Below are 24,228 nucleotides of genomic sequence, written 5' to 3' on the forward strand. Positions count from 1 at the left end.
GCTTCAGATCATGACTGAGAAGCCGACCGTCGCGCTGCTGGGAACCGGGATCATGGGTACCGGCATGGGCCACAACATCCTCGCGGCCGGGCTGCCGCTGCGGGTCTGGAACCGATCCGCGGACAAGGCCCGGCCGCTGGCCGCTGCCGGAGCCGTGCTCGCCGCCGATCCGGCCGATGCCGTGCGCGGCGCCGACGTCGTGGTCACCATGCTCGGTGACGGCACCCACGTCGCGGACGTGATGGCACAGGCGGCCGACGGCCTGGCCGCCGGTCAGGTGTGGGCTCAGATGACCACCGCCGGCATCGACCAGGGCGACCTGCTCGCGCTCGCGGCGCAGCACGGCCTGCAGTTCATCGATGCGCCCGTCTCCGGCACGCGCCAGCCCGCCGAGTCGGGCCAGCTGCTCGTGCTCGCCGCAGGCACGCCCGCTGCACTCGCGGTGGCGCAGCCCGTCTTCGACGCCGTCGGGCGCGCCACCAACTGGGTCGCCGAGAGCGCCGACGGGCTGGCGGCGAGCCGGTTGAAGCTGGTGATGAACAGCTGGGTACTGGCGTTGACGGCGGGCGGCGCGGAGGCGCTGGCGCTCGCCAAGGGCCTCGGCGTCGATCCGAAGGCGTTCCTCGACGCCGTGGCGGGCGGCCCGCTCGACTCGGGATACCTGCAGGTCAAGGCGGCCGCCATGCTCGCGGAGGACTGGACTCCGAACTTCTCGGTGAGCAACGCGGCCAAGGACGGTGACCTCATCGTGGCGGCGGGGAAGGCGAGCGGGGTGCTCCTGGACGTCGCCGCCGCTGCCGCTGCACGCAACCACCGGGCCGCAGCTGCCGGGCACGGTGAGTACGACATGGCGGCCACCTACCTCGCCAGCTTCGATCACGCGAAGGAGTAGGGAGCGACACAGGAGGCTCTCAGGAGGATCTCAGACCGGGCGTCCACACTGGTCCCATGCGCATCCTTGTGGTCGACGACGACCGTTCCGTGCGGGAGTCGCTGCGCCGATCACTCGCGTTCAACGGCTACCAGGTCGAACTCGCCGGCGACGGCCAGGCCGGTCTCGACGCCATCGCGGGCCATCGCCCCGACGCGGTGGTGCTCGACGTGATGATGCCCCGCCTGGACGGCCTCGAGGTGTGCCGCAGGCTGCGCAGCAGCGGCGACGACCTGCCGATACTCGTGCTCACCGCGCGCGACGCCGTGTCCGACCGGGTCGCGGGCCTCGACGCGGGTGCCGACGACTACCTGCCCAAGCCGTTCGCGCTGGAAGAGCTGCTGGCCCGGCTGCGCGCGCTGCTGCGCCGCCGCACCCCCGACGAGATCGCCGCCGCGGCCGCGGGCTACAGCAAGCCGCTGGAGTTCGCCGACCTGTCGCTGGATCCCGACACCCGCGACGTCCGCCGCGGCGAGCGGGCGATCAGCCTCACCCGCACCGAGTTCGCCCTGCTCGAGCTGCTGCTCACCAACCCGCGCCGGGTGCTCACCCGGGCGCAGATCCTCGAGCAGGTGTGGGGCTACGACTTCCCGACCACCGGCAACGCCCTCGAGGTGTACATCGGCTACCTGCGGCGCAAGACCGAGGCCGAGGGTGAGCTGCGCCTGATCCACACCGTGCGTGGCGTCGGTTACGTCCTGCGCGACACCCCGCCGTGAGCAACGACCCCACCGTCAGGATCCGTCGCTCCGCCACCGGCCCCTCCCGGCGGCCGGACGGCTCGACGCCCCGCATCGAGGTGCTCGACCAGTTCTCGCTGCGGGCCCGGATCGGGATCCTCGCGGCGCTCGTGGCCGCGGTCGCGGTCGTACTGGTGTCGGTGGCCGCGTTCGTCACGGTGCGCGTCAACATCCTGCAGACGCTCGACACGAGCCTGCTGGAACGTGCCACCGCCGCCGCGCAGAGCGCGGTGGACCCGCGCGAGCTCGCCCGGATCCCGCCCCAGCTGCTCGGTGCCGGCGACATCCGGATCGCGCTGTTGCAGGCCAACGGCAGCGGGATCACCTCGGAGGGGTCGAAGCCGCCGCTCGGGGATCCGGAGCTCGCCGTTGCCCGCGGCGACGAACCCTCCTCGGTCCGCTCGGCGGACCTGGACGGGGAGTCCTTCCGGGTGGTCGCGGTGCCGGCCGGGCAGGCCCAGGCGCTGGTGATCGCCCAGCACCTCGAACCCACCCAGGAGGTGCTCACCAAGCTCGGTGTGGCGCTGCCGATCGTCGGTGGCATCGGGGTGCTGCTCGCCGCGTTCGCGGGTGTCGCCGTGGCGCGGGCCGGCCTGCGCCCGGTCGACCGGCTGACGGCCGCCACCGAGCGTGTCGCCGCCACCGGTGACCTGCAGCCGATCCCCGTCGACGGCACCGACGAGCTGGCCCGCCTCACCCGCAGCTTCAACGACATGCTCGGCGGGCTCGCCGCGTCGCAGGAACAGCAACGCCGGCTCGTCGCCGACGCCGGCCACGAGCTCCGCACGCCCCTGACGTCGATGCGCACCAACCTCGAACTGCTCGCTGCGGCCAGCAAGCCCGGTGCGCCCACGCTGCCCGACGGCGACCGGGCCGAGATCCTCGAGGACGTCCAGGCCCAGGTGGCCGAGCTGTCCAACCTGGTGGGCGACCTCGTCGAGCTGGCCCGCGACGACGCGCCGCTGGTCGTCCACGAGCCGGTGGAGCTCACCGACGTGCTGCTGCGGGCGCTGGGCCGGGCCCGCCGCCGCGCCGGCGACGTCGTCTTCGCGCCGTCGCTCGTGCCGTGGACGCTGTTCGGTGACGCCACCGCGCTGGAGCGGGCCGTGCTGAACCTGCTCGACAACGCCGCGAAGTGGAGCCCCGCGGGCGGCACGGTGCGCGTGCAGATGCGCCAGCTCGACGAGTGGTCGGTCGTGATCGAGGTGGCCGACAGCGGGCCCGGCATCAACGAGCAGGACCTGCCGCACGTGTTCGACCGGTTCTACCGCGCCGACACCTCACGGGCGATGCCCGGCTCCGGTCTGGGCCTCGCCATCGTCCGGCAGGTGGCGGTGCGCCACGGCGGAGCGGTCTGGGCCGGGCGGGCGCCCGAGGGTGGCGCGCACCTGGTCATGCGGCTGCCCGGCCGCGCGCCCCGGCACTGACCGATCGGGCGGCGCCGCACGGGCCTTCGCCGGGGCGTGCTTAGGTGAGTGCGACCTCCCGAACTCCTCGAACGCGGTGATGGCATGGCGAACGACTCCTCCGCCTCCGGGGTGACCCCGACGGCGCCGGGAGGCGACGGCTCGACCGCGGCGGCGATCCCGCCGCAGGTCGAACGCAGCCCGTGGGCGCCGCCGGTCGCCGCTCCGGAGCCGGATGCAACCGTCGCCGAAGCCGTGACCTCGCCGGATGCCGTGACCTCGCCGGATGCCGTGACCTCGCCGGATGCCGTGACCTCGCCGGATGCTGTGACCTCGCCGGATGCGGGGGACGAGCCGGGCGCGCCGGAGGTCTCGCCTGCGGCCGAACCGGTACCGCAACCGGCGGCGGTCGCCCCCGCACCGGCCGCAACCCCACCGGTTCGCGACGACCACCCCACCGACCCGCTCGGCTTCCCGCCGTACCGCGGACGGCCCGTGCGGCCGGGGGTCGGCCGGGTCGGGGTGATCGGGATCGCGCTGGTCGCGGCCGTTCTCGGTGGTGCCGTCGGCGGCGTCGTCATGCCCCAGCTCGTCGGCGCCACGCTCGCCGCGCGCAGCGGCGGCTCGGCGGGCGTCCTCGACGCCCCGCTGCCGCCCGCCGACGGCGCCCCCGCCGGTCCGGTCGAGGCTGTCGCCGACCGCGTGCTGCCCAGTGTGGTGCAGCTGCGGGTGCAGTCGCCCACCAGCGCCGGTGAGGGTTCGGGCATGGTCCTCAGCGCCGACGGGCTGCTGCTCACCAACAACCACGTCGTCGCGGCGGCCGCGCAGGGCGGCAGCGTCACCGTCGTGTTCCAGAACGGGGCCACCGCCAACGCCACGATCATCGGCCGGGACCCCAGCTCCGACGTCGCGGTGCTGCGCGCCCAGGGCGTGTCCGGGCTGACCCCGATCGAGCTCGGCAACTCGGACTCGGTGCGCGTCGGGCAGCAGGTCGTCGCGTTCGGGTCACCGTTGGGGCTCGGGGGCACCGTCACCACGGGCATCATCAGTGCCCGCGATCGCGCGGTCAGCATCGGCGAGGACACCGGGGCGGCCGCACCGACCGTGCTCAACGCCCTGCAGACCGACGCCGCGATCAACCCGGGCAACTCCGGCGGCCCGCTGGTCGACATGCTGGGCCGCGTCGTCGGCATCAACTCGGCCATCGCCACCACCGGTGCGCAGGGCGGCTCGATCGGTGTCGGGTTCTCCATCCCGATCAACCAGGCCCAGCGGGTGGCGTCCGAGCTCGAACGCACCGGCAAGGCGTCGAGGGCGGTGCTCGGCGTCAGCGTGGGTGACGACCCGAAGCGCGGCGGTGCGCTCGTGCGCAGCATCGTCCCGGGTGGCTCGGCCGAGCTCGCCGGCATCCACGCGGGCGACACCGTGCTGCGGTTCGGGCCGCAGCGCATCAGCACGGGCACCGATCTGCAGGCGGCCGTGGGCTCGCGCGCGCCCGGCGAGGTGGTGGAGGTACAGCTCGCCGACCGCACCGTCACCGCCACGTTGGCCACCGCACCCGGCTGATCGGCCGCACCTGGCCAAGGCCGCGTTTACAAAGTCCTGATCGCGCCCTTCGCGCCCAGATCGTCCCTGGCTGCGCCGATGCGAAGCTTGCGTACGACGGCTCGCGGCGGCGCCTTGGCAGAAACGATCTGGATCACGAAGGCCATCGATCATCCCTTTGTGAACACGACCTGGCTGTCACCGAACGGTCGCTCAGTGTTGACGTGCGCCGCTGCGGATGCTTCCGTACTCCCACGGTTCCCGTTGCGGTACCCCGCCATCGGGACCGAGTACGCGCCGGCGCCGGAACCCCCTCTCGGCGCCGGCGCGATCGACCTCCGGGTCAGCAGGCCACCAGTTCCGCGAAGCGGCGGCGACCCCGGTAGACCCTGCGTTCCCGCAGCCCGGCCGCCGCCGCCAGCCGCGGCAGCGCCGCGGTGCCCGCGGCCGCCCACGGGAACGGGCGGCCGACCGACCGCGCGCTGCGCACCCGGGCCTGCCCGCACCACAGTCCGGGCTCCACGGCGTCGAGCTCCACGAGCACCGAGCCCGACGGCGCGAGCAGCCGCGCGGCGCGGTCCAGCAGCGCGACGGGGTCGCCGCCGATCCCGAGGTTGCCGTCGGCGAGCAGCACGTGTGACCACGAGCCCTCGCCGGGCAGCGGGGCGAAGACGTCGGCCAGCACGGCGTCGACGCCGCGGTCACGGCACTGCCGGATCGCCTCCGGTGCGGTGTCGACGCCGAGCCCCGAGACCCCGCGCGCGGCCAGCGCCTGCAGCAGCCGCCCGGGGCCGCACCCGAGGTCGATCGTGGGTCCCTCGCACCGTCCGAGCAGCCAGTGGTCCTCGCCTGCGGCGGCGCCGCGCCACCGGTCGACGTGCAGCGGTGCAACGGCGCCGTCGCTGCGCACGAGCTCGGTGCGCAGTCCCAGCAGGGCGGGTCCGAACGCGGTGGTGTCGCCCGCCAGCATCGCCGTCATACGCGCTGCCCCGCGGCCTGCCGCAGCGCGCCGGCCGGCAGTGCCCGCACCGCGGCGGCGAAGCGGGTGCCGGGAGCCCGCGCCGCCACGGCGACGGCGTCGCCCACGGTGTCCACATCGGAGAGTTCGGGCAGCAGCGCGACGCGCAACCCGCCCTGCCGCAAGGCGTGCAGCGTGCGGGCGCCGGTGTCGTCGCGCGAGGTCGGCACCGTCGCCACCAGCCGCGCGTCGGACGGCCGGCGCAGGCCCAGCGCCCACCAGCCGCCGTCTGCTGCCGGTCCGAGCACGGCGTCGACCCCGGGGGTCAGCAGCGCGTGATCGGCCTCGCCGAGCAGCGCGGCGTCGACCTGGGGGGTGTCCATGCCGATCTGCAGCGTGCGCAGGCCCGCTCCGCCGTCGCGGTGGGCGGCCGCGATCCGCGCGCCCAGGCCGTCGCCGCGCTGGGGCACGACGACCACGCCGCGGAGGGCTTCCCGGATCTCGGCCGCGCGGGCGGCGCGCTCCAGCAGACCGGTCAGCACCACCACGGTCCGGGCGCCCGGCACCGCGCGGGCGGCGTCGATGCTGTCGAGGAGCGCGGCGGCGGCGAGCTCGGCGGCCTGCGCGGGCGTCAGCGGCGGGCACAGCCGGGTCTTGACGCGACCGGGCTCCGGCGACTTGGCGAGCACGAGCACGGCGAGCCCGCTCACCGGAGCACCCCGGCCATGTCGCGTGCGGCGCGCAGGGTGCCCCGCACCGAACCGGAGACCTTGGAGCGGCCGCCGGTGCGCGGCCGGTACGCGACGTCCACCTCGGTGATCCGCCACCCGGCGGCGCCGGCGCGGACCAGCAGCTCCAGCGGGTAGCCGAACGCGCGGTCGGCGACGCCGAGGTCGAGCAGGGCCCGGCGGCGGGCCACCCGGATCGGCGCGATGTCGTGCACCGGCACGCCGCGGCGGCGCAGCAGCGTGGCGATCGCGACGTTGCCGGCGCGGGCGTGCCACGGCCACGCCCCACGTCCCTGCGGCTGCCGGCGACCCGCGACGAGATCGGCGCCGTCGAGCAGCGCGACCATCGCCGGCAACGCCGCCGGGTCCAGCGATCCGTCGGCATCGAGGAACGCGACGATGTCGGAGGTGGCGCCCGCGAGCCCGGTGTGCACCGCGGCGCCGTAGCCCCGGCGCGGCTCGTGCAGCACGCGCGCACCGAGGTCGGCGGCGACGCGCGGCGTGCCGTCGGACGAGCCGTTGTCGACCACGAGCGCGCGGAAGCCGTCGGGGAGTGCGCGGAGCACCCCGGGGAGTGCTTGCGCCTCGTCGAGGCACGGGAGGATGACGTCGATCAGGCCCTGCATGTCCCGGAAACTAGGCGTCGCGGCCGGGCACCATCGGGCGAAACGGCTTACCGATCGATGACGTCCGCGACGCCGCTTACGGTCCGGTGACATGCCCGCACCTGCGGCGATGCGGCGCTACCGTGGACGCCATGCAGGCGCAACGATGAGCGATCGACCACTCGCGCTCGTGGTCGACGACGACGTGACGGTCCGCGAGGTGGTCACGCGCTACCTCGACCGGGCCGGGTACCGCGTCGACGTCGCGGGTGACGGCGAGCAGGCGCTGCGTTCGGTGGCCGACCGGATGCCCGACGTGGTGGTGCTCGACCTGATGCTGCCCCGGCTGGGGGGCCTGGAGGTCTGCCGCCGGCTGCGCCGCAGCTCCGTCGGGGTGCCGATCGTGATGCTCACCGCGCTCGGTGAGGAGGAGGACCGGGTGCTCGGGCTCGAGCTCGGCGCCGACGACTACGTCACGAAGCCGTTCAGCCCGCGCGAGCTGGTGCTGCGGGTGGCGTCGGTGCTGCGGCGCTCGCGGGAGCTGCCTGCCAGGGAGTCGGGCATCGAGCCGATCCTCGACGGCGACCTGCGCGTCGACATCCCGGGCCGGCGGTCCTCGCTGCGCGGGGAGGAGCTGGCGCTCACCGTGCGCGAGTTCGACCTGCTGGCGTTCCTCGTCCGGCGGCCCGGACAGGTGTTCACGCGCGCCGAGCTGCTCGAACGGGTGTGGGGCTGGGACTTCGGCGACCAGTCCACCGTCACTGTCCACGTGCGACGGTTGCGGGAGAAGATCGAGAGCGACCCGACGAAGCCCACGCGCATCGCCACCGTCTGGGGGGTCGGCTACCGCTACGACGGGATGGCGTCGCCGTGATCGAGCAGCTGCTGCGCGTCGTCCCGGTCGCGCTGCTGTTCTCGGTGCCGGTCGCGCTGATCGGCGCGCTGGTGCTGCACCGGGCGCGCCGCCGCTCGATCACCGCCGCCGTCACCGCGCTGGTGCTGATCCCCGTGGCCGCGGCGCTCGTCGGCGTGCTCGGCGTCAACGGCTTCATGTACACCCCGCAGCTCGCCGACGCCGCGGTCGTCTGCGCGGTCGTGGCCGCGGTGACGGTGCCGGCCGCGATGGTGCTGGGCCGGGGCATCTCCCGTGACGTCATGTGGCTGCACGAGGCGCGCGACGCCGAGCGGGCCGCCGAGCAGTCCCGCCGCGAGCTGGTGGCGTGGATCAGCCACGACCTGCGTACCCCGCTGGCCGGGATCCGGGCGATGAGCGAGGCGCTGGCCGACGGCGTCGTCAGCGAGCCGGCCGAGGTGGCCGACTACGCGATGCGGATCGGTGGGGAGACCGAGCGCCTGTCCGGGATGGTCGACGACCTGTTCCAGCTCTCGCGCATCACGTCCGGCGCGCTGCGGCTGACGCTCTCGGCGGTGCCGCTGCACGAGGTGGTGTCCGAGGCGGTGGCGGTGGTCGGCGTCGCGGCGGCGCGCAAGGGCGTCGAGGTGCGGGCCGAGGAGCAGGCCGAGTGGCCGGTGGTGCGGGGCAGCGACCCCGAGCTCGCGCGCGTGGTGCGCAATCTGCTGTCCAACGCCATCCGCCACACCCCGCCCGACGGCGCGGTCGTGGTGGCGGCCGGCGTCACCGACACCCACGCCTGGCTGCGCGTCGACGACGCGTGCGGCGGCATCCCCGTCGACGATCTGGACCGGGTCTTCGACGTCGCGTTCCGGGGGGCGAAGGCCCGCACCCCCGACGAGCAGTCCGGCGGCGGGCTGGGCCTGGCGATCGCCCGCGGCCTGGTGGAGGCGCACGATGGCGACATCAGTGCGGTCAACCACGGCCCGGGGTGCCGCTTCGAGGTCCGGCTCCCGCTCGCCGCGGCCACCTGACCGTCGAGAACGACGTTGCCATGATCAAAAGGGCTTTTTGATCATGGCAACGTCGTTCTCGACGGGGTCCCGGAGGGGGTCGGTGGCGAACGCCTTCACGCCGTCGGCGAAGTGGACCTGTGCGTGGAAGCCCAGCAGCTCGCGGGCGCGGGCCGGGTCCGCCACGACGTGGCGGACGTCGGCGGGGCGGGCGCCGCCCACCACCACGGGCTCCGGACCCGCCATCGCCGCCGCCAGCTCGCGGGCCAGGTCGCCGATCGTGTGCGGCTCGCCGGAGCAGACGTTCACCGGCGTCAGCGTGCCGGGTGCGGCAGGGCGTGCGAGCGCCAGCGCGTTCGCCAGCGCCACGTCGGTGACGTGCACGAAGTCGCGACGCTGCCGGCCGTCCTCCAGCACCCGCGGGGCCTCGCCGCGCTCCAGCGCCGACCGGAAGATCGACGCCACCCCGGCGTAGGGCGTGTCGCGGGGCATCCGCGGGCCGTAGACGTTGTGGTAGCGCAGCGACCAGGCCGAGCCACCCGTCTGCCGGGCCCACGCCGCGGCCAGGTGCTCCTGCGCGAGCTTCGTGGCCGCGTAAGTGGAACGCGGGTCCAGCACGGCATCCTCACCCACCAGCCCGGGCTCGAGCGGGCGTCCGCACTGTGGACACGGCGGCTCGAACCGGCCCGCATCGACGTCGGTGCCGCGCCGCGCGCCCGGCCGCACGTCGCCGTGCTCCGGGCAGGCGTAGTGGCCCTCGCCGTACACGACCATCGAACCGGCGAGCACCAACCGTCCGATCCCCGCGGCGTGCATCGCGGCCAGTAGCACGGCGGTGCCGTAGTCGTTGTGGGAGGCGTAGAGCGGCGCGTCCGACGGGTCGACACCATGCCCGACCATCGCCGCCTGGTGACAGACCGCGTCGACGCCGGGCAGCAGGCGGCCCAGTACCTCCGCGTCGCGCACGTCGCCCTCGACGAACTCGTGGTCGCGGGTCCACGACGGCGCCCCGGCCCGGCCGTGCGCCTGGGGGAGCAGGGCGTCGAGCACGACGACCTCGTGGCCGTCGGCCGCGAGCAGGTCGGCGATGTGCGAGCCGATGAAGCCCGCGCCGCCGGTGATCAGGATGCGCACCGCATCGACCCTAGGCGCGGAGCCCGCGCATCGGCCCCGACGTCACAGCGCGGTAAGGGATCGTCACGCCAGCGGGACGCGGCCGCGAGCCAGGACGGACACATCGCTACGGTGAGCGCATGGAAATGGCGCCACCGCAGATCGGTCGGGCACTCGTGGTGGTCGTTGACGACCGGGTCAGCCACGGTGAGCGGGACGATTCGATCGGCCCGCTGGTCACGGAGCTCCTCGAGGAGGCCCGGCTCGTCGTCGACGCGGTCGTGGTCGTGCCGGGCGACCCGGTGGCCATCCGCAACGCGCTCAACACCGCCGTGATCGGGGGTGTCGACCTCGTGGTCACCGTCGGTGGCACCGGCGTCTCGCCGCGCGACGTCACCGCCGACGCCACGGCCGGTGTGCTCGACCGCCCCATCCCCGGCATCGCCGAGGCCATCCGCGCCTCCGGCCTCGCCGCGGGCGCGGTGGACGCGGGACTGTCCCGCGGCCTCGTCGGGGTGTCGGGCAGCACGCTCGTGGTGAACCTGGCGCCGTCGCGCGCCGCGGTGCGCGACGGCATGGCCACCCTCACCCCGCTCGTGGCGCACGTGATCGCGGAGCTCTCGGGCCTCGACGCCCCGTAAACGCGCTGGCACACACCGCCCGGGCACCGCACACAGCTTCTACGGTGTGTGCCGTGCCGCGGAGTTGTGTGCGGATCAGCCGGTGGGCTCGTCGGGCTTCGGTGCCGCCGGAGGTGTCGGGGCCGCGGGTGGTGTCGGGGCTGCCGGCGGGGTCGGGTCGGCAGGCGTCGCTGCCTCCGGCTTGGCCGCCTCTGCCTTGGCCGCCTCTGTTCTGGCAGCCTCCGGGTTCGCCGCCGCCCTGGCCTTGTCGATCGTCTCGCTGACCTTGCCGGCCGCCGAGTCGATCTGTTCGTGGTACTTGCCGCCCGTCGCCTTGTCGACGCCTGCCGCCGCCGCCTCGACGGCCTTGCCGGCGAGCTCCGTGGCCTTGTCGATGTAGCCGGGCGCGCGCTCGCGCGCGATGTCGGCGAGCTCGGCGGCCTTCTCACCCGCCTTCTCGGCGAACTCGGACGCCTTCTCGAGTGCGGTGTCGGTGATGTCCTTGGCCTTGTCGGTGAATGCCATACGGCACATCGTGGCACCGGTGCAGGATGGTGGGGTGAACGAATTGCCGGATCGGGTGCGCAGACGCCTGGAAGAGGTGTTCGGCGACGTGCTGCCGAGCACCACCCGTGACGAGCAGGACGACGACCCGCGCCCGCCGGGCACGGGCGACGAGGAGCTGCTGGCCGACCGGCCGCCCCACCACGTGGAGCGCGACTGATCGGCCGAGGTCAGGACCGCAGGGTGATGCCGACCTGCTCGGCCAGTGCCGCAGCTGCCACCCGGCCGGCGAGTGCCCTGGGCATCCCGACCATCACGAGCCTGCCGCGCGTGCCCTTGTCCTCGGCCATCACCGCCAGCACGGTGGCGTCGGCGGCGAGCACCGCTGCTTCGCCTGCCCTGCCACCGACCGTGACGACGTCGACCCGGCTGCCCGGTCGCAGCAGCGCCGCCACCCCGGCGTCGGCGAGCCGGATCGGCACGGCGGCGCCATCGGGCCCGCCCGCGGCGGCCGGGCCCGCGTCGAGGAAGCGCAGGTCGGTGAGCGGCTCGCCGGCGTGTGCGGCGCCGATCAGCACCCGGCCGGCGGCCGCGTCGACCGCGCGCAGCGCCCCGGCGGGCACGAGCTCGGCGGGCCAGGTGCGCACCGCGAGATCGGCATCGCGCAGCGCGACGCCCGCCGGCAGCTCGACTGCGGCGACGAGCACCGGCGCACCCGCGGTGCCGGAGCGGGGCAACAGGGCCAGTACCAGCGCGAGCGCGGCCAACGCACCCGCGGCGATGCGGCGCAGCAACACGGTGCGTCGCCAGCCCGTGCCGCGCAACAGCCCGGCGAGGCGGGCGCGCGGGGACGGGTCGGTGGCGGTCACGGGATCGACGCTAGGCCGTGTGTCCGCCGTTCCGGGGCCGATCCGCTGACCTGTGGACAACCGGACCGCGATGTGGACAACTCGCCGCGACCGCGGCGAGCGACCTCAGGAAGCGGCGGCTGCGGGAGCGGACTTGGCGGAACTCGTGGACGAGCTCTCCTTCTTCGCCGATGACGACGAGGAGGAGTCGGACTTCGACTCGGACTTGCTCGACTCGGACTTGCCCGACTCGGACTTGCCCCCATCCGACTTGCCCTCGGCCTTGACCTCGGACTTGGTCTCACCGCTGGGGACGGCGCCCGCGCGGCTGTCGGTGCGGTAGAAGCCGCTGCCCTTGAAGACGATCCCGACCGACGAGAACACCTTGCGGAGCGGGCCTGAACACACCGGGCACACGGTGAGCGATGCGTCCGAGAAGGACTGCACCGCGTCGAACCGGTGGTCGCAGGCGGTGCAGGCGTACTGGTAGGTCGGCACGTGTCCCTCCGGGAACTGACACGTCAACGAGCTGGCACTCGGACGCACTGAGTGCCAGCATAACCCGACCCGATCAGGTTCTGTTCCCGAGCGTGGTGAAGCCCGCATCGGCGAGCAGCGCGGCGCTCACCCGGTGGTCGTGCGGTTCGGCCGGGAGCTCGCTGACCAGCTCGTCGTCGTTCAGGAGCACCACCAGCGGCGTTGCGGGTGCAGCGAGGGGCAGCGTCCGATCGTAGAAGCCGCCGCCGCGGCCCAACCGGGCACCGCCGCGGTCGGCCGCCAGCGCCGGCACCAGCACCAACCCCGCGCGTTCGATCATGGCCGGGCCCAACCGGGCACCGGCGGGCTGGCGCAGCCGTAACGGGCCCGCCACCAGCGCGTCGACCCCTTCGAACCGCGCCCAGTCCAGCGGTCCCGGCAGCTGCGGCACCACCGGCAGCACCACCTCGTGCCCGGCGGCGCGCAGTACCTCGACCAAAGCAGGGGATCCTGGTTCGGTGCCGATCGGCAGGTAGGCGCACACCGGCCCGTCGACCGTGGCGGCGAGCTCCACGGCACCCGCGGTCAGCGCCCGTGCCCTGGCCGCGTGGACCTGCGGCGGCAGCGCCCGGCGGGCCGCCACGAGCCGTCGGCGCCATTCGTCCTTGCGTGCCCGAATGGTCACACCGTCCGGAGAGGAGCGTGCCGTCACCGCTGCACGCTAGTCCCGCCGATAGGGTCGTGACATGACTGGTGTGACGTCGCCTTTCCGGACAGCCGTGGTGCCGGCGGCCGGACTGGGTACCCGGTTCCTGCCGACCACCAAGACCGTGCCGAAGGAGCTGCTGCCCGTCGTCGACACGCCGGGCATCGAGCTCGTGGCGGCCGAGGCGGCCGCGGCGGGTGCCGAACGCATGCTGATCGTCACCTCTCCCGGCAAGGACGCGGTCGCCGCGCACTTCGCCGACTCCTCCGAGCTGGAGAAGACGCTCGCCGAGCGCGGCAAGGACAAGCTCGTCGCGAAGGTGCGCCGCGCCCACGACCTGATCGCCGTCAGCACCGTCACGCAGTACGAGCCCAAGGGGCTCGGGCACGCCGTCGGTTGCGCGCGCGACGCCATCGGGGCGGACGAGGGCGCCTTCGCCGTGCTGCTGCCCGACGACATCGTGCTGCCGGAGGACGGGCAGGCCACCGGCGTGCTCAGCCGCATGGCCGCCGTGCGCGAGCAGTTCGGCGGCAGCGTGCTCTGCGCGTTCGACATCCCGCGCGAGGAGATCTCGGCGTACGGCGTCTTCGACGTCTCCGACACCGACGACCCCGACGTCAAGCGCGTGCACGGCATGGTGGAGAAGCCGCCGGCCGCCGAGGCGCCGTCCACCTTCGCCGCTGCCGGGCGCTACCTGCTCGACGTCGCGATCTTCGACGCGCTCGACCGGATCACCCCCGGCGCAGGCGGCGAGCTGCAGCTCACCGACGCCGTCGCCCTGCTGATCGAGGAGGGCCACCCGGTGCACGTCGTCGTGCACCACGGCGGGCGCCACGACCTCGGCAACCCCGGCAGCTACGTCCGCGCGTTCGTCGACTTCGCGCTGCAGGACCCCGAATACGGGCCGTCCCTGCGCGAGTGGCTGATCGCCCGGCTGGACGGCTGAGGACCGATGCGCTCGTTCGACGAGCAGCTCCAGCGGGTGCTGGGGTCGGCGATCCGCCCCGCACCGGTGCGGGTGGCGATCGCGGAGGCGTGCGGGCTGCGGTGCGCCGAGGAAGTGGTCACCTCGCGCCCGCTGCCGGGCTTCGACATGGCCGCGATCGACGGCTACGCGGTGCGCAGCGTCGACGTCCACGGCGCCACGGCCGACGAGCCGGTGTCCATCCCGGTGGTCGGCGAGATCCCGGCCGGGTCCCGCCAGCCGCTGCGGCTGCAGCCCGGCCAGGCCGTCCGGGTGGCCGCCGGTGCACCACTGCCCACGCTGGCCGACGCGGTCGTCCCGGTCGGCCAGACCGACGCGGGCGCCGCTCGGATATCCATCCATGCCGGCGTCCCGTCGGCCGCCTACGTGCGCCGGGTCGGCGAGGACGTGCAGCCCGGTGACGTCGCGGTCCGGCGTGACACGGTGCTCGGCGCCGCGCAGGTCGGCATGCTCGCCGCGGCCGGTCGCGACAAGGTGCTCGTGCACCCGAAGCCGCGCGTGTCGGTGATCTCGGTCGGCGACGAGCTCGTGGATCTCGCCCGCACCCCCGGCGCAGGCCAGGTGGCCGACGTCTGCTCGCACGCCCTCACCGCCGCGGCCCGCGAGGCGGGCGCCGAGACGTCGCGTGCCGGGCTGGTGCGCGGTGACGCGCGCGAGATCGGCGCGGCGATGCAGGACCGGCTGCCGTTCAGCGACGTCATCGTCGTGTGCGGGTCCGTCGGGGGCCGCGCCGGCGCCGAGATCCAAGCGGCGCTCTCGGGTCTCGGTGATCTCGACACCACCCGCGTCGCGATGCACCCGGGCTCCACCCAGGGGTTCGGGCGGCTTGGCGAGGACGGTGTGCCCACCTTCCTGTTCCCGTCGCACCCGGCCACCGCGCTGCTGCTGTTCGAGGTGCTGGTGCGCCCGCTGCTGCGCGTCGCGCAGGGCCGCAGCGACCCCTACCGTCGCACGATGTCGGCGCGGCTCACCTCGCCGATCACGTCGGTGGCAGGCCGCCGCGGCCACCTGCGCGGCAGGTTGCTGCGCGAGCAGTCCACCCGCGAGTACCTGGTGCAGCCGCTCGGCACCTCCGGCACCCACCTGCTCACGTCCATCGTCGACGCCAACGGGCTGATCATCGTGCCCGAGGACGTCACCGAGGCCACGGTCGACGAGACCGTCACTGTCGCGTTCCTCCCCGCGCCCTGAGCAGCGGCGTGGCACACGCGTTGCCGGACAGGGGATCCGGGCGACACCCCGGCTGGCCGGCCCGGCCGGGGTCGCTCGTGGTGCCCGGCGGGCTCGTCGACGTGCGCCCCGTGCGGCTGCGCGACGGTGCCGCCTGGTCGGCCGTCCGGACCAGGGACGAGCGCAACCTCGCCCCGTGGGAGCCGACCATGCCGGGGAGCTGGGCGCAGCGCAACGCCGCAGCCGAGTGGCCGGGCCGGTGGCTGCAGCTGCGCGCCGCGGGCCGCCGCGGGGTCGCGCTGCCCTTCGCCGTCACGCTCGACGGTCGCTTCGTCGGCCACGTCATGGTCGGCAACATCGTGCGCGAACCGCTGCTGTCGGCCTACGTCGGCTACTGGGTGGACGCGCAGGTGGGCGGCGGTGGCGTGATCACCGCGGCCGTCGCGATCGTGGCGGACCACTGCTTCGGCCCGGTGCGCCTGCACCGGCTCGAGGCCACGGTCCGGCCCGAGAACGCGCGGAGCCTGCGCGTGCTGGAGAAGCTCGGCTTCCGCCAGGAGGGATTGTTCCGGCGCTACCTGGACGTCGACGGAGCGTGGCGAGACCATCTCTGCTACGCCCTGACCATCGAGGACGTCCCAGCTGGCGGCCTCAGCGGCCGGCTGATCGCTGAGGGTCGCGCCAGCCGGCCCTAGCCGTCACCCTCCGGAGCCTCATCCGTCCCACTGGTCGCTGTTGGCACAGGGGTGAACCTGGCGGACACGGCGCGTCGCTGCCGTGATCATCCACGCGTGCTCACTACCGTGGAGGCTCGGGCGCGATCTCGGACTGGGGAGACCGCGGCGCGCTCGGACTGCGCCGTGGGGGGAGGAAGCAGCTGTGCCCAGTTCGATGATCTTTGCGGGACTGGTCGTCATCTGGCTGCTCATCCTCGTCCCCGCGGTCGCACGGCACCGCCAGGAGGTGGCGCGGCCCACCACGGCCGCCCTCTCCGGACGCGTGCTCGAACGACCGCGCCGGCGCCAGACACTGGAGGTGGACGGAATGGACGAGGTGGACCAGCCGCGCGAGGTCGCGGAGTGGGCCGACCACGACCGAACGGACGACGACACGAACCCCCGGTCGGAAACGGCCGACACGGACGCGGCCGAACCGGACGAGACCCACGACCCCGACGACCCGACCGGTGACAGCGACGACGAGCGCCGCTGGGAACGCCCGGCACCGCGCTTCCGGCCCGGCCGCGGCGGCTTCGACCCCGCAGCAGCCGAACTCGCCGCCCGCGCCCGCTACGGCTTCCGGCAACGCGTCGTCGTCGTCATGCTCATCGCCGCCGTCGCCACCGCCGTGGCCGCCCTCGTCGTCGGCCCCATGCTGTGGGCCCTCCACGGCGCCATCGACATCGCACTCGTCGGCTACCTCATCTACCTGCGCCGCCAGGTCCGCATGGAAGAGGCCATCCGCGAACGCCGCGCCGCCCGAATGGCAGGCACCCGCCGCAAGCCCGCAGCCGAAGACCCCGAACTCGACTCCTGGGCCCGCCGCGGCCGCGACGCCGCCCGCCCCACCGACTCCGCAGACCCCGGCGACCCCGCCGAAACGGCCGAGATGGACGCCGTCGAGGACTGGGACGACGAGGACGAGGTCGACCCCGACCGCATCCCCGGCACCGGCGAACCCATCGGTGCACTGAGCCCCCGCCGGCTCCCACCCGACGTCGTCGACCCCGAAGCCGAACGCGCCCTCCCACGCCTCCAACCCGCCCCCACACCGCCCCTGCCTGCCGGAACAGCACTCGTCCAGGCCGACGACGAAGACCCCGACCTGCACGAACTCGACGGCCCCACCCGACCCGACTACCGCCGTGCAGCAGGCGAATGACCCCTGATAAGGTCATCCAGTCGCTCGCAGGAGCGGCATCGGGGCTGTGGCGCAGTTGGTAGCGCGACTCGTTCGCATCGAGTAGGTCAGGGGTTCGATTCCCCTCAGCTCCACGCATCGGTGGCCCGTGCCCGCAGAGGGCGCGGGCCGTTTGCGTTCCGCGTGTTCTCTGGGGGCCGAGCCCCCAGACCCCCAGCCCGGAGGGGCTCCGCCCCCCGGGACCCCCCGTTCGGGGCATCGCTTCGCTCGCCCCTTGTCCCGCGGGGGCTCGCTCGCTGCGCTCGCATCGGGGCCGCGGCTCGCTCGCTGCGCTCGCATCGGGTGATTTGGCTGTTCTGACACGCTGATTTTGCTGATCCAGCACGGGCCGTCGGCTTCGCTTCGCTCGCCTTGGCGCGAGTTGCGGCGGAGGGGCCCGCGAGTTGGGGTGGACTGCGCCGCGAGTTGCGACGGAGGGGCCCGCGAGTTGGGGTGGATCGACCCGCGAGTTGCGGCGGAGGGGCCCGCGAGTTGGGGTGGATCGACCCGCGAGTCGGGACGAAGTGCACCGCGAGTTGGGACGGGGGTGGCCGCGCTACCGGCCGAGTAGGCCCTTCGCGATGTGCGTCACCTGGATCTCGTTGCTTCCGGCGTAGATCATCAGCGACTTCGCATCCCTGGCCAGCTGCTCCACCCGGTACTCGGCCATGTAGCCGTTCCCGCCGAAGAGCTGCACCGCCTCCATCGCGACGTCGGTGGCCGCCTCCGACGCGTACAGCTTCATCGCCGACGCCTCGGCGAGCGAGATCGCCTTGCCCGCCCGCTGCTTCTCGATCACCGAGAACACCATGTTCTGCACGTTGATCCGCGCGATCTCCATCTTCGCCAGCTTCAGCTGGACGAGCTGGAAGCGGCCGATCTCCTGGCCCCACATGGTGCGCGTGTTGGCGTAGTCGATGCACAACCGACGGCACTCGTTGATGATCCCCAGCGCCATCGACGCGATCCCGACGCGTTCGGTGACGAACCCGGACCGCACCTCGTCCTTGCTGTCACCCGTGTCCGTCGACGGCTCCTGCTCGCCCAGCAGTCGATCCCGACCCAGCCGGACGTTGTCGAAGAACAGCTCGCCCGTCGGCGACGACATCAGGCCCATCTTCTTGAACGCCTTGCCCTGCGTGAAGCCGGGCATCCCCTTGTCCAGCACGAACGTCAGCACCTGGCGGTCGCGCCGGTCGCCCGCACCACCGTCGTCGAGCTTCGCGAACACAACGACGACATCGGCGTGCGGGCCGTTGGTGATGAACGTCTTCTGCCCGTTGAGGACGTAGTCGTCGCCGTCGCGCCGGACGTAGGACTTCATGCCGCCGAACGCGTCGGACCCCGAGTCGGGCTCCGTGATCGCCCACGCCCCGACCTTCTCGAACGTGACCAGCTCCGGCAGCCACCGCTGCTTCTGCGCCAGCGTGCCCTTCGACGTGATCGTGGCCGCGGTCAGGCCGATGCTGACGCCGAGCGCCGTGACGAGCCCCAGGCTGACGCCCGACAGCTCGCTGATAACCAGCGCCATCATGGAGCTCTCGGTGCCGCCCGCGGCCTTGCCGCTCGACTCCGGCGCCTCGCCTGCCTCCCGCGCGCGCTGCTTCTCCAGCATCTTCGCGGTGGACGCGCGCCGCATCTCGTCGATCCCGAACGCCGCGAACAGCTTCCGGATGATGTCGTAGGGCGGCAGCGCGCCCGACTCCAGCTCGTCGAGGTGCGGCCGGATCTCCTTGTCGACGAAGTTGCGGATCGCGTCGCGGACCATGATGTCGGTCTCGGACCACTCGATCATCAGACGTTCCCTTCGACGTGCGGGCCCCGCCAACATACGGACAGGTCTGCCTGTATGTCCATCGAGGGACCGTTGATCGATGCCCGGGATCCCACGCGCGATGCTGTCGGCTGCAGCTCGCCCGCCCGGCATCGAAGGATCTCGGCCTCGCCGCCGGATTCGCGGTCTGCCTCGTGCTGGGAACGGTTGCCGCGGCCGCGTTGCAGGGCGACCGCGCCCGCCCGCTCGACGCGTGGGCCGTCGCGCTGGTGGTCGCCGCCGCCGCGGCCACGCTCGTGCCACGCCGGATCGCGCCGGTGTGGGCGTTGGCCGCCACGATGGCCGTGGTCAGCGCCTAGCTGCTGCTCGGCTACCCGTACGGGCCGGTGCAGCTGTGCATGGTCATCGCGATCTTCGAGGTGGCCCGCAGGCGTGGCCTGCGGATCTCGGCCATCGCCTGCGGGATCGCCGCGGCTGCGGCGACGGTGGCGGTCCGGCTGGTGCACGAGGTGGACGCTCCGGCGGTGCTGACGCTGGCCTGGACCGGCTGGATCGTCCTGCCGTGGGTGCTCGGCGCGCTCGTGCACGTCATGATCGCGGGCCGCGACCGGGCGCGTCGCGAGCTGGTGGCACGGGTGGCGCTCGAGGAGCGGATGGCGATCGCCGGTGAGGTGCACGACGTCGCCGGGCACGGGTTCGCCGTGGTCGCGATGCAGGCCGGGGCGCGCTGCTGCTCTTCGACGAGCGGCCCGAGCAGGCCCGCACGTCGCTCGAGGCGATCCGGACCACCAGTGCGGCCTCGCTCGCGTCGTTGCGCGCCATGCTGGACACGATCCACCCCGGCCCGCCGGCCCGCCGGCCTGGTCGACGTCGAGGAGCTCGTCGACCGGGTTCGGGCGGGCGGGCTGCCCGTGGATCTCACCGTGGCGCACCCGGAGGTGCCCGTCGCCCCGGACGTCGATGTGGTTGCCTTCCGGGTGGTGCAGGAGTCGCTGACCAACGTGCTGCGCCATGCCGGGCCGACGCGGGCCGAGGTGCGGATCGGGCGGGGGGACGGCCGGTTGCTGGTGCAGGTGGACGACCGCGGGGTCGGCGCCGACGGTGCGGTGGCCGGGCGCGGGCTGACCGGGATGCGGACGCGCGTCGAGGCCGTCGGGGGTCGCTTCGCGGCAGGACCGCGCCCGGGCGGCGGGTTCAGCCGTGACCGCTCGCCTGCCGGCGGCCGGCCGATGATCAGGGTGGCGCTGGCGGACGACCACGAGCTCGTGCGCATGGGCCTGCGCGTCCTCGTCGAGCGCGAGGCCGACATGTGCGTGGTCGGCGAGGCGAGCAGCGGACGTGCGGCGCTCGAGCTGGTGCACCGCGAGCGGCCCGACGTCCTGCTCCTCGACATCCGGATGCCCGGGATGGACGGACTGGAGGTGCTGCGGGGCATCGCGGCCGAGCCCGCGCCGGCCGATGTGCACGTCGTCGTGGTGACGACGTTCGAGATCGACCAGTACATCTTCGAGGCGCTCCAGGCCGGTGCCGCCGGGCTCATCCTGAAGGACACAGCGCCCGAGGAGCTGGTGCGGGCGATCCGGGTGGTGGCGGCGGGCGAGGCGCTGTTGTCACCGTCGGTCACGCGGCGCGTGGTGTCGCTGTTCGCCCGCCAGGCAGCGGCCGACCCGGCTCCGGTGGACGGCCTCGACGACCTCACCGACCGGGAGCGGGAGGTCGTCGCCTGGGTGAGCACCGGGCGTTCCGACGGTGAGATCGCGCGGGAGCTGTTCCTCAGCCCGGACACGGTCCGGACCCACGTCAGCAGGGCGATGGGCAAGGTGCACGCGCACACCCGGGCCCAGCTGGTCGTGGTGGCCGTCCTGACCGCGAGCGCGCCCGCGACGAGCGCGGTGAGCCCGCCGAGCAGCTGGATCACCGAACCGATCGACACGCCCACCCCGTGGGCACCGGTCAGGTTGGGCATGCCGTCGGGGGAGATCAGGAAGCCAACGATGACGAACAGCCCGAGCAGCACGCCGATCGCCGGGGCCCACCGCCAGGGCGCGAGGCCGACGAACAGCATGCCGACCAGCAGGATCACGATGCCGGGCGGCGGGTAGAAGGGGAACACGACACCCGACGCCCACAGGATGCCGATCCCGATGGCGCCGACGGCGAGTCCGAGCAGGGTGACCCCGCGGGGTCCGGACAGGAGGTCGCGGGAGCTCCTCGTCTGCACCGTTCCAGGCTGCGGCGCCCTTACCTCCCGGTCGTCCGACGCGCGGCGGCACCCCGCTACGCAGATCTGCGTAGCTCCGCGTAATATTTGACCGATCGTTCTAGCTAGAGCTACGGTTCAGCCATGGCCAGGGTCAAGGAGTTCGACGTCGATGCCGCCCTGCAGGCCGCGCTCGACCTGTTCTGGGAACGGGGCTACGAGGCCACGGCGGTCAGCGATCTCGTCGAGCGCCTCGGCGTCGGCAAGGCGAGCCTCTACGCCACGTTCGGCTCCAAGCACGAGCTCTACCTCGCCGCGCTGGACCGGTATGTGCGCGTCACGGACGCCCGGGTCGTCGAGGATCTCTCGCGGCCGGGGCCCGCACTGCCCGCGCTGCGTGACCTGATCCATCGCTACGTCGAGGAGATACTGGTCGGCGACGTGCGGCGGGGCTGCTTCGTCGTCAACTCCGCGGTCGAACTGCCGTCCGATCCGCAGGTGGCGCAGCGGGTGGCGGCCAGCTGGGACACCCTCGAGGTGGCCTTCACGCTGGCGCTGTCGCGAGCCAGGGCTGCGGGTGAGCTGGCGCCGGAGCGGGATCCGCGAGCGTTGGCCCGGCTCCTGCTCGCCACGTTGCAGGGCCTGCAGGTACTGGGCAAGGGATCGTCGTCGCCCGACCGGCTCCGCGACGCGACGTCGCAGGTGCTGACGCTGCTCGGCTGAGCGATATCAAGAACGATCGGTTTTGAATAGGAGAGTCATGGCGGCACGGTTTGACGGCGCGGTCGCGCTGGTGACGGGCGGGGGATCCGGCATCGGCCGGGCCATCGCGCTCGCGTTCGCGGCCGAGGGGGCCACGGTCGTGGTGGCGGGCCGGGGCGCCGCCGGGCTGGTCGAGACGGTGGCGCAGGTGGAGGCGGCGGGCGGGAAGGGGAGCCACGTCGTGGCCGACGTCGCCGTGTCGTCCGACGCTGCGGCCATGGTGCGGGCCTGCGTCGAGACCCACGGCGGCCTGCACGTGGCGGTGAACAACGCGGGCGTGTTCACCCGGCCCGCGGCCACGGCCGACATCCCCGAGCCAGACTGGGACGCCGCGGTGGCCACCAACCTGACCGGCACCTGGCTGGCCATGAAGCACGAGATCGCGCACATGCGGGCGCACGGCGGCGGGGCGATCGTCAACGTCGCGTCCAACATCGGCTGGCACGGCAGGCGCCCCGGCATGGCGGCCTACGCAGCCACCAAGGCCGCGGTCAGCGCGCTGACGCGGGCAGCGGCGCGCGACCACATCGCCGACGGCATCCGCATCAACGCGGTGAGCCCCGGTGCCACCGACACCCCGTTGTCGATGCGACCGGGGGAGACCGCCGCCGACCGCGACACGCGGCTGGCCGGGCTGGTGCCGCTCGGGCGCGTCGGATCCACCGCGGAGGTGGCGGCCGGGGTGCTCTGGCTGGCCTCGGGGGAGTCGACCTTCGCCGTGGGACACGACCTGGTGCTCGACGGCGGGGTCACGGCCTGAGCGGGGAGCCCCGCCCCGATCGCAGCATGGTGGCCATCCTGCGACCCAACGCTGGGAAAGCCACCATGCTGCAGTCCGATGGGCGCCGGCGGCCCCGTCGATTGACCGCGGCCCGGCGAGTTCGACATCGTGGTGGGCGCAGTGGTTGAGGCCGGAAGGGTCATGCATGGTGGCGTGGATGCCGGGGCTCGCTGAGCCCCTTCCCGGCGGCGACGGATGACGGGCGGCAGCGCGCTCGCGGAACCGACGGTCAACGTCCGCCCCCGCTGGGTCCTCTCCTACTCGGCTGCCTGGATCGGCGTGTTCATCGCGCTGTTCGGGCCGCTGCAGATCCTGCTGCCGCGACAGATCGAGGCGCTGGCACCCGACACCAAGGAGGCCTCGCTCGCGCTGGTACTCGGCTGCGGTGCGGCGTTCGCGCTGGTGGCGAACCCGCTTTTCGGGGCGTTGTCGGACCGCACCACGTCGCGGTTCGGGCGCAGACGGCCATGGATACTGGTCGGCACGGCCGGCGGCTTCCTCGCGATCGTCCTGCTGTCGTCGGCGAGCACCATCGTGATGGTGGTGATCGGCTGGTGCGCCGTCCAGACGATGGTCAACGGCTCCTACTCGGCGCTGAGCGCGGTGGTGCCCGATCAGGTGCCCGCGAAGCAGCGCGGCACGGCGGCGGGGTTCTTCGGGCTCGCCCAGATCGTCGGCATCGCCACCGGCACCGTCATCGCGACGGTCAGCGGCGACACCGTCGTCGGCTACCTCGTCTGCGGTGGCTGCCTGGTGATCACGGCGGTCCCGTTCCTGTTCCAGCGGGGGGACCGGATCCTCGCTCGCCACGACCGTCCCGCGTTGACGTGGGCGGCGGTGCGCGGGGTGCTGTGGGTCAACCCCCGCCGCCACCCCGACTTCGGCTGGGGCTGGCTCACCCGGTTCCTCATGAACCTCGCCAACTCGGTGGCGCTGCTGTACCTGTTCTTCTTCCTCAAGGACTCGGTGGGTCTCGCCGACCCCGCCGCGGGCGTCCTGATCCTCACGGGCATCAACATCGTCGCGACGTTCGGGTCGGTGGCGATCTCGGGGATCTGGTCGGACCGCATCGGCAAGCGTCGCGTCTTCGTCTGCGGGGCCGGGTTGACGATGGCGGCCGCCATGCTGCTGCTCGCCGTCTGGACGACGTGGCCGGGCGCGATCCTCGCCGCGATCGTGCTCGGCATCGGCTTCGGGGGCTACACCGCCGTCGACTTCGCCCTGCTCACGCAGTTGCTCCCGGCCTCGGCCGACCGCGGGAAGGACCTGGGCGTGCTCAACATCGCCGGCTCGCTGCCGCAGGTCATCGCGCCCGTGATCGCCGCGCCCATCGTGACGAACCTGGGCGGGTACCCGACGCTGTACGCGGTGGCGGCAGCGTTCGGTGCCGTCGGCGCCGTGCTCGTCTACCGGATCAAGTCGGTTCGCTGAGCCGGCCGCGGCCACCCCCACCCCGATTGCAGGAAAGCCACTTTCCCGCAAGGAGATGGCAGGAAAGTGGCTTTCCTGCAACGCGAGAGCCTTGGCGACCGTAGGCACTCCTAGTGTCGCGTGTCGTAACTCTGTTTACGGTTGGTGGTGCGCGAGAATGAGGTATGTCAGTTGCTGCG

General features: G+C 73.4%; 26 protein-coding genes and 1 tRNA gene. 18 read left to right on the top strand and 9 right to left on the bottom strand.

Translation table 11 applies throughout. The annotated features are described in order from the left end of the window. The first annotated feature begins 10 nt into the window (after positions 1-10). The 4 genes from ACFPFQ_RS00745 to ACFPFQ_RS00760 all read left to right on the top strand — a co-directional run bounded on the left by ACFPFQ_RS00745 (position 11) and on the right by ACFPFQ_RS00760 (position 4,643). Complete coding sequence (locus ACFPFQ_RS00745; protein ID WP_379613613.1) at positions 11-892, top strand: NAD(P)-dependent oxidoreductase; 882 nt, start codon at positions 11-13, stop codon at positions 890-892. A gap of 56 nt (positions 893-948) precedes the next feature. Then, entirely contained in the window at positions 949-1,650 is a 702-nt protein-coding gene (locus tag ACFPFQ_RS00750) for a response regulator transcription factor (protein WP_379613615.1), read from the top strand. Then, on the top strand, positions 1,647-3,098 hold the full coding sequence (locus ACFPFQ_RS00755; protein WP_379613617.1) for a sensor histidine kinase: 1,452 nt from the start codon (positions 1,647-1,649) through the stop codon (positions 3,096-3,098). The genes ACFPFQ_RS00750 and ACFPFQ_RS00755 overlap by 4 nt, the downstream gene beginning before the upstream one ends. An 84-nt stretch (positions 3,099-3,182) precedes the next feature. After that, positions 3,183-4,643, top strand: coding sequence for a trypsin-like peptidase domain-containing protein (locus tag ACFPFQ_RS00760; RefSeq protein ID WP_379613621.1), 1,461 nt, complete (start codon positions 3,183-3,185; stop codon positions 4,641-4,643). Between the two features lie 322 nt (positions 4,644-4,965). Here the strand turns inward: ACFPFQ_RS00760 and ACFPFQ_RS00765 are convergent, their stop codons facing one another. Genes ACFPFQ_RS00765 through ACFPFQ_RS00775 form a run of 3 tightly spaced genes read right to left on the bottom strand, consistent with a single transcriptional unit; the run spans position 4,966 to position 6,934 of the window. Continuing rightward, a complete protein-coding gene (locus ACFPFQ_RS00765; RefSeq protein ID WP_379613623.1) occupies positions 4,966-5,601 on the bottom strand; it encodes a methyltransferase domain-containing protein in 636 nt (211 codons plus the stop codon). Next, complete coding sequence (locus ACFPFQ_RS00770; protein ID WP_379613625.1) at positions 5,598-6,290, bottom strand: TIGR04282 family arsenosugar biosynthesis glycosyltransferase; 693 nt, start codon at positions 6,288-6,290, stop codon at positions 5,598-5,600. Before ACFPFQ_RS00770 ends, ACFPFQ_RS00765 begins: the two co-directional genes overlap by 4 nt. After that, positions 6,287-6,934, bottom strand: coding sequence for a glycosyltransferase family 2 protein (locus ACFPFQ_RS00775; protein WP_379613627.1), 648 nt, complete (start codon positions 6,932-6,934; stop codon positions 6,287-6,289). The genes ACFPFQ_RS00770 and ACFPFQ_RS00775 overlap by 4 nt, the downstream gene beginning before the upstream one ends. Before the next feature lie 145 nt (positions 6,935-7,079). Between ACFPFQ_RS00775 and ACFPFQ_RS00780 the strand changes: the two genes are divergently transcribed. After that, complete coding sequence (locus ACFPFQ_RS00780) at positions 7,080-7,787, top strand: response regulator transcription factor (RefSeq protein ID WP_379613629.1); 708 nt, start codon at positions 7,080-7,082, stop codon at positions 7,785-7,787. Beyond that, a complete protein-coding gene (locus tag ACFPFQ_RS00785) occupies positions 7,784-8,800 on the top strand; it encodes a sensor histidine kinase (protein ID WP_379613631.1) in 1,017 nt (338 codons plus the stop codon). The genes ACFPFQ_RS00780 and ACFPFQ_RS00785 overlap by 4 nt, the downstream gene beginning before the upstream one ends. A gap of 24 nt (positions 8,801-8,824) precedes the next feature. Here ACFPFQ_RS00785 and ACFPFQ_RS00790 read toward each other — a convergent pair whose 3' ends face one another. Further along, complete coding sequence (locus ACFPFQ_RS00790; RefSeq protein WP_379613633.1) at positions 8,825-9,913, bottom strand: NAD-dependent epimerase/dehydratase family protein; 1,089 nt, start codon at positions 9,911-9,913, stop codon at positions 8,825-8,827. 125 nt (positions 9,914-10,038) lie between these two features. Between ACFPFQ_RS00790 and ACFPFQ_RS00795 the strand changes: the two genes are divergently transcribed. Next, complete coding sequence (locus ACFPFQ_RS00795; protein ID WP_379613667.1) at positions 10,039-10,533, top strand: MogA/MoaB family molybdenum cofactor biosynthesis protein; 495 nt, start codon at positions 10,039-10,041, stop codon at positions 10,531-10,533. Positions 10,534-10,608: 75 nt separating this feature from the next. Here the strand turns inward: ACFPFQ_RS00795 and ACFPFQ_RS00800 are convergent, their stop codons facing one another. Next, the gene (locus tag ACFPFQ_RS00800) at positions 10,609-11,037 is read right to left on the bottom strand and encodes an Rv0909 family putative TA system antitoxin (RefSeq protein WP_379613635.1); all 429 of its coding nucleotides are present in this window, start codon (positions 11,035-11,037) and stop codon (positions 10,609-10,611) included. 34 nt (positions 11,038-11,071) lie between these two features. Here ACFPFQ_RS00800 and ACFPFQ_RS00805 point away from each other — a divergent pair, with 34 nt between their 5' ends. After that, positions 11,072-11,236: a hypothetical protein gene (locus tag ACFPFQ_RS00805; RefSeq protein WP_379613637.1), complete on the top strand. Its 165-nt coding sequence runs from the start codon at positions 11,072-11,074 to the stop codon at positions 11,234-11,236. A 10-nt stretch (positions 11,237-11,246) separates the two neighbouring features. Here the strand turns inward: ACFPFQ_RS00805 and ACFPFQ_RS00810 are convergent, their stop codons facing one another. The 3 genes from ACFPFQ_RS00810 to ACFPFQ_RS00820 form a co-directional block, all read right to left on the bottom strand. Further along, a complete protein-coding gene (locus ACFPFQ_RS00810; protein WP_379613639.1) occupies positions 11,247-11,885 on the bottom strand; it encodes an SAF domain-containing protein in 639 nt (212 codons plus the stop codon). Between the two features lie 105 nt (positions 11,886-11,990). Beyond that, positions 11,991-12,362 (bottom strand): FmdB family zinc ribbon protein, encoded by a 372-nt coding sequence (locus ACFPFQ_RS00815; RefSeq protein ID WP_379613641.1) that lies wholly within the window; start codon positions 12,360-12,362, stop codon positions 11,991-11,993. A gap of 73 nt (positions 12,363-12,435) precedes the next feature. Beyond that, positions 12,436-13,053, bottom strand: coding sequence for a 5-formyltetrahydrofolate cyclo-ligase (locus tag ACFPFQ_RS00820; RefSeq protein WP_379613643.1), 618 nt, complete (start codon positions 13,051-13,053; stop codon positions 12,436-12,438). Positions 13,054-13,087: 34 nt separating this feature from the next. On the opposite strand from ACFPFQ_RS00820, the gene ACFPFQ_RS00825 reads away from it, so the two are divergent. The 5 genes from ACFPFQ_RS00825 to ACFPFQ_RS00845 all read left to right on the top strand — a co-directional run bounded on the left by ACFPFQ_RS00825 (position 13,088) and on the right by ACFPFQ_RS00845 (position 17,196). Next, positions 13,088-13,993 carry a UTP--glucose-1-phosphate uridylyltransferase gene (locus ACFPFQ_RS00825; RefSeq protein ID WP_379613645.1) on the top strand — a complete coding sequence of 302 codons (906 nt, stop codon included), beginning with the start codon at positions 13,088-13,090 and terminating at the stop codon, positions 13,991-13,993. Positions 13,994-13,999: 6 nt separating this feature from the next. Further along, positions 14,000-15,223, top strand: coding sequence for a gephyrin-like molybdotransferase Glp (gene glp, locus ACFPFQ_RS00830; RefSeq protein ID WP_379613647.1), 1,224 nt, complete (start codon positions 14,000-14,002; stop codon positions 15,221-15,223). An 8-nt stretch (positions 15,224-15,231) separates the two neighbouring features. Continuing rightward, entirely contained in the window at positions 15,232-15,897 is a 666-nt protein-coding gene (locus ACFPFQ_RS00835) for a GNAT family N-acetyltransferase (RefSeq protein WP_379613649.1), read from the top strand. 184 nt (positions 15,898-16,081) lie between these two features. Next, a complete protein-coding gene (gene glpR / locus ACFPFQ_RS00840) occupies positions 16,082-17,083 on the top strand; it encodes a gephyrin-like molybdotransferase receptor GlpR (RefSeq protein WP_379613651.1) in 1,002 nt (333 codons plus the stop codon). A gap of 40 nt (positions 17,084-17,123) precedes the next feature. Further along, positions 17,124-17,196 (top strand) — tRNA-Ala (locus ACFPFQ_RS00845). A 461-nt stretch (positions 17,197-17,657) separates the two neighbouring features. Here the strand turns inward: ACFPFQ_RS00845 and ACFPFQ_RS00850 are convergent. After that, entirely contained in the window at positions 17,658-18,896 is a 1,239-nt protein-coding gene (locus ACFPFQ_RS00850) for an acyl-CoA dehydrogenase family protein (RefSeq protein ID WP_379613653.1), read from the bottom strand. Between the two features lie 173 nt (positions 18,897-19,069). Here ACFPFQ_RS00850 and ACFPFQ_RS00855 point away from each other — a divergent pair, with 173 nt between their 5' ends. From ACFPFQ_RS00855 to ACFPFQ_RS00875, 5 genes are all read left to right on the top strand, one after another. Beyond that, positions 19,070-19,234 (top strand): hypothetical protein, encoded by a 165-nt coding sequence (locus tag ACFPFQ_RS00855; protein ID WP_379613655.1) that lies wholly within the window; start codon positions 19,070-19,072, stop codon positions 19,232-19,234. Positions 19,235-19,273: 39 nt separating this feature from the next. Continuing rightward, on the top strand, positions 19,274-20,977 hold the full coding sequence (locus ACFPFQ_RS00860) for a response regulator (protein WP_379613657.1): 1,704 nt from the start codon (positions 19,274-19,276) through the stop codon (positions 20,975-20,977). A gap of 242 nt (positions 20,978-21,219) precedes the next feature. Further along, positions 21,220-21,798, top strand: coding sequence for a TetR/AcrR family transcriptional regulator (locus ACFPFQ_RS00865; protein WP_379613659.1), 579 nt, complete (start codon positions 21,220-21,222; stop codon positions 21,796-21,798). 37 nt (positions 21,799-21,835) lie between these two features. Further along, positions 21,836-22,597: an SDR family NAD(P)-dependent oxidoreductase gene (locus ACFPFQ_RS00870; RefSeq protein ID WP_379613661.1), complete on the top strand. Its 762-nt coding sequence runs from the start codon at positions 21,836-21,838 to the stop codon at positions 22,595-22,597. Between the two features lie 216 nt (positions 22,598-22,813). Next, a complete protein-coding gene (locus ACFPFQ_RS00875; protein WP_379613663.1) occupies positions 22,814-24,049 on the top strand; it encodes an MFS transporter in 1,236 nt (411 codons plus the stop codon). The last annotated feature ends 179 nt before the right edge of the window (positions 24,050-24,228 follow it).

The sequence above is a fragment of the Pseudonocardia sp. GCM10023141 genome, assembly GCF_042653605.1.

What these genes read in the sequence shown, in the direction of transcription:
- ACFPFQ_RS00745 (WP_379613613.1), top strand. Translation starts at nt 11, where the DNA reads ATGACTGAGAAGCCGACCGTCGCGCTGCTGGGAACCGGGATCATGGGT.
- ACFPFQ_RS00750 (WP_379613615.1), top strand. Translation starts at nt 949, where the DNA reads ATGCGCATCCTTGTGGTCGACGACGACCGTTCCGTGCGGGAGTCGCTG.
- ACFPFQ_RS00760 (WP_379613621.1), top strand. Translation starts at nt 3,183, where the DNA reads ATGGCGAACGACTCCTCCGCCTCCGGGGTGACCCCGACGGCGCCGGGA.
- ACFPFQ_RS00765 (WP_379613623.1), bottom strand. Translation starts at nt 5,601, where the DNA reads ATGACGGCGATGCTGGCGGGCGACACCACCGCGTTCGGACCCGCCCTG.
- ACFPFQ_RS00775 (WP_379613627.1), bottom strand. Translation starts at nt 6,934, where the DNA reads ATGCAGGGCCTGATCGACGTCATCCTCCCGTGCCTCGACGAGGCGCAA.
- ACFPFQ_RS00780 (WP_379613629.1), top strand. Translation starts at nt 7,080, where the DNA reads ATGAGCGATCGACCACTCGCGCTCGTGGTCGACGACGACGTGACGGTC.
- ACFPFQ_RS00795 (WP_379613667.1), top strand. Translation starts at nt 10,039, where the DNA reads ATGGCGCCACCGCAGATCGGTCGGGCACTCGTGGTGGTCGTTGACGAC.
- ACFPFQ_RS00800 (WP_379613635.1), bottom strand. Translation starts at nt 11,037, where the DNA reads ATGGCATTCACCGACAAGGCCAAGGACATCACCGACACCGCACTCGAG.
- ACFPFQ_RS00825 (WP_379613645.1), top strand. Translation starts at nt 13,088, where the DNA reads ATGACTGGTGTGACGTCGCCTTTCCGGACAGCCGTGGTGCCGGCGGCC.
- glp (WP_379613647.1), top strand. Translation starts at nt 14,000, where the DNA reads ATGCGCTCGTTCGACGAGCAGCTCCAGCGGGTGCTGGGGTCGGCGATC.
- ACFPFQ_RS00850 (WP_379613653.1), bottom strand. Translation starts at nt 18,896, where the DNA reads ATGATCGAGTGGTCCGAGACCGACATCATGGTCCGCGACGCGATCCGC.
- ACFPFQ_RS00860 (WP_379613657.1), top strand. Translation starts at nt 19,274, where the DNA reads ATGGTCATCGCGATCTTCGAGGTGGCCCGCAGGCGTGGCCTGCGGATC.
- ACFPFQ_RS00865 (WP_379613659.1), top strand. Translation starts at nt 21,220, where the DNA reads ATGGCCAGGGTCAAGGAGTTCGACGTCGATGCCGCCCTGCAGGCCGCG.
- ACFPFQ_RS00870 (WP_379613661.1), top strand. Translation starts at nt 21,836, where the DNA reads ATGGCGGCACGGTTTGACGGCGCGGTCGCGCTGGTGACGGGCGGGGGA.
- ACFPFQ_RS00875 (WP_379613663.1), top strand. Translation starts at nt 22,814, where the DNA reads ATGACGGGCGGCAGCGCGCTCGCGGAACCGACGGTCAACGTCCGCCCC.